The sequence below is a fragment of the Burkholderia sp. Ax-1720 genome (assembly GCF_011753035.1).
Taxonomy (GTDB): domain Bacteria; phylum Pseudomonadota; class Gammaproteobacteria; order Burkholderiales; family Burkholderiaceae; genus Burkholderia; species Burkholderia gladioli.
The window spans coordinates 1-8436 of the sequence record NZ_VWWK01000242.1 but is presented as its reverse complement, the minus strand read 5'-3'; the positions used below and the strand labels follow the sequence as shown (position 1 = coordinate 8436).

9 protein-coding genes are annotated in these 8436 nt (G+C 69.0%); all 9 read right to left on the bottom strand.

Translation table 11 applies throughout. The features are described from left to right. On the bottom strand, nucleotides 1–563 hold a 563-nt coding region (locus F3J18_RS33910; RefSeq protein ID WP_240156487.1), incomplete at its 3' end, for a sporulation protein. A 23-nt stretch (nucleotides 564–586) separates the two neighbouring features. Continuing rightward, nucleotides 587–1897 carry a bifunctional tetrahydrofolate synthase/dihydrofolate synthase gene (folC, locus tag F3J18_RS33905; RefSeq protein WP_025098891.1) on the bottom strand — a complete coding sequence of 437 codons (1311 nt, stop codon included), beginning with the start codon at nucleotides 1895–1897 and terminating at the stop codon, nucleotides 587–589. A gap of 99 nt (nucleotides 1898–1996) precedes the next feature. Then, nucleotides 1997–2869 (bottom strand): acetyl-CoA carboxylase, carboxyltransferase subunit beta, encoded by an 873-nt coding sequence (accD, locus tag F3J18_RS33900; protein ID WP_025098892.1) that lies wholly within the window; start codon nucleotides 2867–2869, stop codon nucleotides 1997–1999. A gap of 88 nt (nucleotides 2870–2957) precedes the next feature. Then, nucleotides 2958–3770 (bottom strand): tryptophan synthase subunit alpha, encoded by an 813-nt coding sequence (trpA, locus tag F3J18_RS33895; protein WP_025098893.1) that lies wholly within the window; start codon nucleotides 3768–3770, stop codon nucleotides 2958–2960. 52 nt (nucleotides 3771–3822) lie between these two features. After that, nucleotides 3823–4683 (bottom strand): site-specific DNA-methyltransferase, encoded by an 861-nt coding sequence (locus tag F3J18_RS33890; RefSeq protein WP_013690577.1) that lies wholly within the window; start codon nucleotides 4681–4683, stop codon nucleotides 3823–3825. A 7-nt stretch (nucleotides 4684–4690) separates the two neighbouring features. After that, nucleotides 4691–5884 (bottom strand): tryptophan synthase subunit beta, encoded by a 1194-nt coding sequence (gene trpB / locus F3J18_RS33885; RefSeq protein ID WP_025098894.1) that lies wholly within the window; start codon nucleotides 5882–5884, stop codon nucleotides 4691–4693. Between the two features lie 51 nt (nucleotides 5885–5935). Further along, the gene (locus F3J18_RS33880; RefSeq protein ID WP_166916463.1) at nucleotides 5936–6634 is read right to left on the bottom strand and encodes a phosphoribosylanthranilate isomerase; all 699 of its coding nucleotides are present in this window, start codon (nucleotides 6632–6634) and stop codon (nucleotides 5936–5938) included. A gap of 79 nt (nucleotides 6635–6713) precedes the next feature. Beyond that, the gene (gene truA / locus F3J18_RS33875) at nucleotides 6714–7547 is read right to left on the bottom strand and encodes a tRNA pseudouridine(38-40) synthase TruA (RefSeq protein ID WP_025098896.1); all 834 of its coding nucleotides are present in this window, start codon (nucleotides 7545–7547) and stop codon (nucleotides 6714–6716) included. After that, the gene (locus tag F3J18_RS33870; RefSeq protein ID WP_166916461.1) at nucleotides 7547–8230 is read right to left on the bottom strand and encodes a FimV/HubP family polar landmark protein; all 684 of its coding nucleotides are present in this window, start codon (nucleotides 8228–8230) and stop codon (nucleotides 7547–7549) included. The genes truA and F3J18_RS33870 overlap by 1 nt, the downstream gene beginning before the upstream one ends. Between the last annotated feature and the right edge of the window lie 206 nt (nucleotides 8231–8436).

Genomic DNA, 8436 nt, shown 5'->3' with positions numbered 1-8436 from the left:
CGCGCGGGCGGCTGCGCCGCCGCAGCGGCAGGCTTGGGCGCAGGCACGGCGGGCGCGGCGGACTTGGGCGCGGCCTGCTGCGAGGCTTGCTGCTGAGCCGGCCTGGGCGGTGCCACGTCGGCCTTGCTGTCGGAGGAATCGGGGGAAGTGGCGGATTGCGCCGTCTGCGTGTCGTCGGCCGCGCCCGAGGCGGGCGGCTCGTCGTGCGCGACGCCGGCCTGCGTGTCGACCGGATCCTCGTCGCGCGAGGGGGCCGCGTGGGCAGGCTTGTTGGGGATGTCGATCGCGATGTCGTCGGTGACCGGCTTCGGATGCGAATCGAGAATCATCGGCAGCACGATCACCGCGGCCACCACCAGCGCGATCGCGCCGACCAGGCGCCGGCGCGCGCGTTGTTTCTCGGGGAGGGTCGGGTCGAGCATCATCGCGTCCGAGGGCCGCTCGGCGCGGCGCGTGGTGCGCCGCTCGACTCGCTCGCTGCGTACGGCCCGGGAGCCGGATTTCGACCCGCGCCGGGACGGCGCGTCGTCGTCTTTCTTCTTGCCGAACGAGAAGATTCCCATGTATGGCTGGTCCGAACTACCCGTCAGTGTTGCTGCGATTTACGGTAGGCCATCACGCCGGCCACCGTATAAAAGCTACCAAAGACCACGATTCTATCATTCTCCGAGGCCCGTTTCAGGGCATCTCGAAAAGCGTCCGCGGGTGTGGCGTGATGCGTGACGCTGCTGTCGGGGCCGTCCTCGACGCCCGCCTCGCGCAACGCCGCCTCGAGCGTCTCGGCCGACGCGGCGCGCGGCAGCGGCAGGTCGGTCACGCACCAGTGATCGATCTCGCCCTTCAACTGCTTGAGCACGCCGGCGATGTCCTTGTCGCGCATCGCGCCGAACACCGCGTAAGTGTACGGAAAGAAACCCATGTTGCCGAGGTTTTGCGCGAGAACCGCCGCCGCGTGCGGGTTATGCGCAACATCGAGGACGATCGCGGGCTTGCCGGGCAGCACCTGGAAGCGCCCCGCCAGCTCGACGTTGGCCAGGCCCAGGCGGATGTCCTGGGCCGACACCGGCAGGCGCGAGCGCAGCGCCTCCAGCGCGGCCAGCGCCGCCGAGGCATTGATCAGCTGGTTGGCGCCGCGCAGCGCCGGGTAGGCCAGCGCCGGGTAACGCTTGTCGCGGCCCAGGTAGCTCCACTGCTGGCGCTCGTTGCCCGGCTGCGCCTCGTAGCGGAAATCGCGACCGACCAGCCACAGGTCGGCGCCGATCGACTCGGCATGGTCGATCAGGGTTTGCGGCGGCGAGGGATCGCCGCAGATCGCCGGCGTATCCGGGCGGAAGATGCCGGCCTTCTCGAAGCCGATCTTCTCGCGCGTGTCGCCCAGGTATTCGGTGTGGTCGATGTCGATGCTGGTGACGATCGCGCAGTCGGCGTCGATGATGTTCATCGCGTCGAGCCGGCCGCCCAGGCCCACCTCGAGGATCACCGCGTCGAGCCCGCTGTCGGCGAACAGGCGCAGGATCGCCAGCGTGGTGAACTCGAAATAGGTCAGCGTGACCGGCTGCGCCAGGCTCAGGCGCGCCGCCTCGACCGCCTCGAAATGCGGCAGCAGCAGTTCGTCGGCCACGTTCTCGCCGCCCAGGCGCGCACGCTCGTTGAAGGCGATCAGGTGCGGCGAGGTATGGCAGCCGACGCGATAGCCGGCCTTCAGCAGGATGGTTTCGAGGAACGCGCAGGTCGAGCCCTTGCCGTTGGTGCCGCCGACCGTGATCACCGGGCACGAGAAGCTCAGCCCGAGCGCCTCCTTGACCTGGGTGATGCGGGCCAGGCCCATGTCGATACCGACCGGATGCGCGGTTTCGAGGTGCGAGAGCCAGGCCTCGAGAGTAGGAAATGTGCTCATCTGTACCACTGCGAATCTGCAGGAACGCTGAAAAACGAAAAACGCGCCGCCCGGCCGGGCCGGACGACGCGTCGGCATGGGCCGCGCGGCGCGCGTGACTCAGGCGAGCGCGTCGGCCGGCTGGCGCTGCAGCAGCGCGAGCAGTTGGGCGATCTCGTCGCGCATCTTGCGACGGTCGACGATCATGTCGATCGCGCCCGACTTCAGCAGGAATTCCGAGCGCTGGAAGCCTTCCGGCAGCTTCTCGCGCACCGTCTGCTCGATCACGCGCGGGCCGGCGAAGCCGATCAGCGCCTTCGGCTCGGCGATCACCACGTCACCGAGGAAGGCGAAGCTGGCCGACACGCCGCCCATGGTCGGGTCGGTCAGCACCGAGATGAACGGCAGCTTGGCGTCCGCGAGCTTGGTCAGCATCGCGGTGGTCTTGGCCATCTGCATCAGCGACAGCAGGCTTTCCTGCATCCGCGCGCCGCCCGAGGCCGTCACGCAGATGAAGGGCACGTGCTGCTCGAGCGCGTTCTGCGCGCCGCGCGCGAAGCGCTCGCCCACCACCGAGCCCATCGAGCCGCCCATGAACGAGAACTCGAAGCAGGCCGCCACCACCGGCAGCGTGCGGATCGCGCCGCCCATCACCACCATCGCGTCGGTTTCGCCGGTTTCGTCCATCGCTTCCTTGAGACGATCCGGGTACTTGCGGCTGTCCTTGAACTTCAGCGTGTCGACCGGCACGATTTCCTGGCCGATCTCGTAGCGGCCTTCCGGATCGAGCAGCGCGTCCAGGCGCTCGCGCGCACCGATGCGCATGTGGTGATCGCATTTCGGGCACACGTGCAGGTTCGCCTCGACGTCGGAGCGGTACAGCACGGCCTCGCAAGACGGGCACTTGACCCACAGCCCCTCGGGGATGCCCTTGCGGCTCTTGGGGTCGGTCTGCTTGATCTTCGGTGGCAACAGCTTGTCGAGCCAGCTCATCGTATGGTTTCCCTCATCAGAACGGGCCGGATCGTTCCGGCCCGCATTCGGTGTTTCTCGGTATGTCGCGTGACGTCGCGCGGCGGCCTCAGGCCGCCCGGGCCTCGCCGTCGAGCGCGGCGCGGATCTCGGCGATGAAGGCCTTGAGCACGCCCACCGCCGCTTCCGGCGCCGCTTCCTCGAGCAGTTGCACGAGGCGGCTGCCGATCACGACCGCGTCGGAAACTTCGGCCACCGCGCGCGCCGTGGCGGCGTCGCGGATCCCGAAGCCGACGCCGACCGGAACCGGCACGCGCGACTTGATGGCCGGGATTTTACCCGCAATGCTGGAAACATCCAGATTTCCGGCGCCCGTCACCCCTTTCAGCGACACGTAATAGACATAACCGCTGGCGATCCGCCCCACTTCGGCCATCCGTTCCTCGGTCGAGGTGGGCGCCAGCAGGAAAATGGGGTCGATGCCGGCGGCGCGCATCGTGGCGGCGAAACCGGCCGCTTCCTCGGGCGGGTAGTCGACCACCAGCACGCCGTCGACGCCGGCCGCGGCAGCCGCCTCGGCGAAGGCCTCGGCGCCCATGCGCTCGATCGGGTTGGCATAACCCATCAGCACCACCGGAGTGCGGTCGTCGCGCTCGCGGAAGCGCTTGACGTCGTCCAGCACGTGCCGCAGCGTCACGCCGCGCGCCAGCGCGCGCTCGGACGAACGCTGGATCACCGGGCCGTCGGCCATCGGATCGGAGAACGGCACGCCGAGCTCGATCACGTCGGCGCCGCCTTCGGCCAGCGCGTGCATGAATTCGACGGTTTTCGCCGGGTCCGGATCGCCCGCCGTGAGGAAGGGAATCAGGCCCTTACGGCCCTGGGCGGCGAGTGCTGCAAAGGTGTTCTGGATACGGGACATGATGTCGTTTCCTGGATTCGGTCGCGATCGGCGGCGAGCGGCCCGTTCGGGCTCAGGCATCGGCCGGCGCGGCGAGCGCGGTGACGCGCTCGCGCGCGATCGCGCAATAACTCTCGTTGATCTCGTAGCCGATGAAGCGGCGTCCGTGTCGCGCGCTGGCCACGGCGGTGGTGCCGCTACCCATGAACGGGTCCAGCACCACGCCGCCCGGCGGGCAGCTCGACAGCACCATCCGCTCGACCAGCTCGAGCGGTTTCTGGGTCGGGTGGTCGACTCGCTCCGCGTGCTGCCGATGCAGGCGCGAGACCGACCAGACGTCCTTCGGGTTGTAGCCCATCTCGAGCCACTTGCTGCCTTCGAACAGCTTGCGCGAACGCGCCTTCTTCGTTTCGGCGTCGTAGGGGATGCGGACCGGATCGAGATCGAAGTAATAGCCTTTCGATACCGCGAAAAAACCGATGTTGTCGTGCACCGAGGTGAAGCGGCGCGTGGTGCCGCCCATGCTCGGCACGCGGCGGTCCCAGATGATCTCGTTGATCATCGTCAGGCGCGTCTTCAGGAAGCTGAAGATCTCCGGCGCGTACTGCCAGGTGCAGAACACATAGAGCGAGCCGCTCGGCTTCAACTTCGGGATCGCCAGCTCGAGCCACTGCCGGGTCCACGCCAGGTGGGCGTCGCCCTGCAGCTTGTCGGAGTCGTTGCCGTAGTCCTTGCCGAGCCCGTAGGGCGGATCGGCGACGATCAGGTCGATCGACGCATCCGGCAGGCTCGCCGCATCGGTCAGGAAATCGCGGTGACGCAGCTCGATGCCGCCCGGCAACGCGGGTTCGGGACGCACGGATGCGGCGGCGGCCTCGGCCGCCTCGCCCTCGCTCGCCGCGCCGCCGGCCGGCTCCTCGATCAGGTCGCGCATCCGGGCGTCAGAGCACGATGCCGCCGCGTTCCGCGACGGTATGCATGTCCTTGTCGCCGCGGCCCGACAGATTGACCAGCAGGATGCGGTCCTTCGGCAGGGTGGCGGCGAGCTTGGCGCCGTAGGCGATCGCGTGGCTCGACTCGAGCGCCGGGATGATGCCCTCGATCCGGCAGCAGTCGTGGAAGGCCTTCAGCGCCTCCTCGTCGGTGATCGGCACGTATTGCGCGCGGCCGATGTCCTTGAGCCAGGCGTGCTCGGGGCCGACGCCGGGATAGTCGAGGCCGGCCGATACCGAATGCGTCTCGATGATCTGGCCGTCGTCGTCCTGCAGCAGGTAGGTGCGGTTGCCGTGCAGCACGCCGGGGCTGCCGCCCGTCAGCGAGGCCGCGTGACGGCCCGTGTCGAGTCCGTCGCCGGCCGCCTCGACGCCGATCAGCTGGACGTTCGTATCGTCGATGTACGGGTAGAAGATCCCCATCGCGTTGGAGCCGCCGCCCACGCAGGCGATCACCGCGTCGGGCTGGCGCCCCGCCATCTCGGGCATCTGCACCTTGCACTCGTCGCCGATCACGCGCTGGAAGTCGCGCACCAGCATCGGATACGGATGCGGGCCGGCCACCGTGCCGATGATGTAGAAGGTGGTCTCGATGTTGGTGACCCAGTCGCGCATCGCCTCGTTGAGCGCGTCCTTGAGCGTGCGCGAGCCCGATTCGACCGGTACCACGGTCGCGCCGAGCAGCTTCATGCGGTAGACGTTGGCGGCCTGGCGGCGCACGTCCTCGGAACCCATGTAGACGATGCACTCCATGCCGAAGCGCGCGCAGATGGTGGCGGTGGCCACGCCGTGCTGGCCCGCGCCGGTCTCGGCGATCACGCGCTTCTTGCCCATCCGGCGCGCCAGCAGCGCCTGGCCGATCACGTTGTTGATCTTGTGCGCGCCGGTGTGGTTCAGGTCCTCGCGCTTCAGGTACAACTGCGCGCCGCCGAGCAGTTCGCTCCAGCGCTGCGCGTGGTAGATCGGCGAGGGGCGGCCGACGAAGTGCTTGAGCTCGCGGTTGTACTCGGCGACGAACTCGGGATCGTCGCGAAAGCGGTCGTAGGCCTCGCGCAGCTCGTCGAGCGCGTGGATCAGGGTTTCGGCGACGAACACGCCGCCATACGGGCCGAAGTGGCCGCGATCATCAGGAAGGTCGTACATGAATGTGTCTCTCGACTGGCAGGCCCGGCGCATGCCGCGCCGGCCTTGTGCTCACTGGGCGTCCGCCGCGCGCACCGCGCTCACGAACGCCGCCATCCGGGCGTGATCCTTCACGCCCTTCTCGCCCGGTACCTCGATGCCACTGGAGACATCGACCGCGTACGGGCGGATCTGGCGTATCGCATCACCGACGTTTTGAGCGCTCAAGCCACCACTCAAAACGGCCCGATGCACGAGCTCTGCGGGAATAAGTGACCAATCGAAGACCTTGCCGCTGCCGCCGTAGTCCGGCACATGGGTGTCGAACAACAAGCCGCTGGCTGTCGAATAGTGAAGTGCCGATTCTACCAAATCGGCGCGCTGCGTCGAGGCCCCCACGCGCAGGGCGCGCATCCAGGGCAGCCGGGCCTCGCGCGCGAGCGCCAGGCACTGCTCCGGCGTCTCGTCGCCGTGGAACTGCAGCGTGGTGAGCGGCACCGCGTCAAGCACGCGCGCCAGTTCCCCGGGCGCGGCGTTCACGAACAGCCCGACCGCCGAGACGAAGGGCGGCACGCGCCGCACGAGTTCGGCGGCCTGCGCGATGCTCACCGCGCGCGGGCTCTTCGGGTAGAACACGAAGCCGACCGCGTCGGCGCCGAGCGCCACGGCATGATCGACATCGGCGGGACGGGACAGCCCGCACAGCTTGATGCGGGTGCGGGCTTGCGGCGTGGCGGCGGGGCCGCCGGCGGAAAGGGTCGTATCGGTCATCGTCAGGCGTTCCTGCTGGCGCGCGCGCCGCGAAGCCGGATCGGCTCGCGAGCGCGCGGCTCGGGTTCGATTGAGGCGCTCAGGGCTGCGGGTTCGCGCCGGGCGCCGGGCCGTCGAGGTCGGCCCACACCGTGCTCCACGGCACGCTGCCGAGTTGCGCGGGCGGCACCGCGAATTCCTCAGGATAGCCGACATGCGCCAGGTACAGGCCGTCGGGCGCGAAGGTCGGCGCGGCGCGCTCGCGGTTGCGCGCGGCCAGCACCTCGGCCATCCAGTCGGCCGGATAGCGGCCGCGTCCCACCGCGATCAGGCAGCCCATCAGGTTGCGCACCATGTGGTGCAGGAAGGCGTTGGCGCGGAACCGGAAGTGGATGAAGCTGCCCGAGGCGCGAATATCGATCTGGTGCAGGTGCTTGACCGGCGTCTTCGACTGGCATTCCGAGGAACGGAACGAGGAGAAGTCGTGCTCGCCGATCAGGTGCCGCGCGGCCTCGCGCATCGCCTCGATATCGAGCGGCGTGTGGACCCAGCCGGCGCGCGAGGCGAGCATCGGCGAGCGCACCGGATGCACGTAGAGCGCGTAGTAATAGGTGCGCTCGAACGCGGCGAAGCGCGCGTGGAAGCCGTCCGGCATCGGCCTGGCCCACTGCACGGCCACCGTCGAGGGCAGGAAGGCGTTGGTACCGCGCACCCAGGAGAAGTCGCTGCGATCGAGGTCGGTGTCGAAATGGACCACCTGCCCCAGGCCATGCACGCCCGTGTCGGTGCGGCCGGCCACCACCGTCTGCAGGGGCACCAGCGCGAACGCCTTGAGCGCGCGCTCCAGCTCGTCCTGCACGGTCTTGCCGTGCGGCTGCGATTGCCAGCCGCAGAACGCCGCGCCGTCGTACTGGATACCGAGGGCGATGCGCATCACGAGGCGTCGGCGAGTTTCGCGAGCATGGCGCGCGCGGCCTCGCGCGTATCGGCGCGGTTCGCATCGATCACCTCGCCCAGCAGCAGGCGCGCGCCGTGCAGGTCGCCGAGCTCGACGTATTCCCCGGCCAGTTCCAGCTTGTTGCGCGCGATCTGGTCCAGCGCGGCCTCGGTCGGCGGCGGCAGCGTCGCGCCCGGGCCGGCCGGCAGGTCGAGATCGAAATCCAGATTCAGCGCGCCGAACTGCGCGGCGCCGAAAGGCGTGAAGCCCGGGGCGGGACGGTTTTCGGGGATCGATGGGCCGGCTTCGTCGTCGAGCGGCAATTCGTCGTCGGCGGGATCCGTCCCCGCATGGGTCGCCGACGAGCCATGAAGGTCACTCTTCTGTTCGCCGGTTTCATGTGGATGAGTGGATTCGGACGGCTCGAGGCCCGCAGCCGGCAGGCGCGGGTCGGGCAGACCGTTAGTTGCGTCATGCGATGCAAAATCGAGGCCCGCGTCGGGCAGGCCGCTGCGCGGCGGCAGCGGCATGTCGAGGCTGTCGAGCGCGGACACCGCATCGGCCGGGAATTCGTGCACGGGCACACCGGACGAGACGGGATGAGTCAGTTCATTCAATTCGGTCAAGCTCGAAGGTTCGGCGGGAACGGTCGGCGGCGCTGCCTCGAGCGGCGCCGGCACGTTCCCGTGGGCGGGCTGGCCCGGGGGCGGCGCGGCCGGCGTGGGCGGGGTGGTCTGCGTGGCCGGGGGGGGCCGGGGGCCGCGTCGGGCAGGCCGCTGCGCGGCGGCAGCGGCATGTCGAGGCTGTCGAGCGCGGACACCGCATCGGCCGGGAATTCGTGCACGGGCACACCGGACGAGACGGGATGAGTCAGTTCATTCAATTC

Bases quoted from the DNA above. Each gene is read 5' to 3' on its own strand.
- trpB (WP_025098894.1), bottom strand. From the start codon at position 5,884: ATGTACGACCTTCCTGATGATCGCGGCCACTTCGGCCCGTATGGCGGC.
- F3J18_RS33890 (WP_013690577.1), bottom strand. From the start codon at position 4,683: ATGCGCGACCTGATCGAGGAGCCGGCCGGCGGCGCGGCGAGCGAGGGC.
- folC (WP_025098891.1), bottom strand. From the start codon at position 1,897: ATGAGCACATTTCCTACTCTCGAGGCCTGGCTCTCGCACCTCGAAACC.
- truA (WP_025098896.1), bottom strand. From the start codon at position 7,547: ATGCGCATCGCCCTCGGTATCCAGTACGACGGCGCGGCGTTCTGCGGC.
- accD (WP_025098892.1), bottom strand. From the start codon at position 2,869: ATGAGCTGGCTCGACAAGCTGTTGCCACCGAAGATCAAGCAGACCGAC.
- F3J18_RS33880 (WP_166916463.1), bottom strand. From the start codon at position 6,634: ATGACCGATACGACCCTTTCCGCCGGCGGCCCCGCCGCCACGCCGCAA.
- trpA (WP_025098893.1), bottom strand. From the start codon at position 3,770: ATGTCCCGTATCCAGAACACCTTTGCAGCACTCGCCGCCCAGGGCCGT.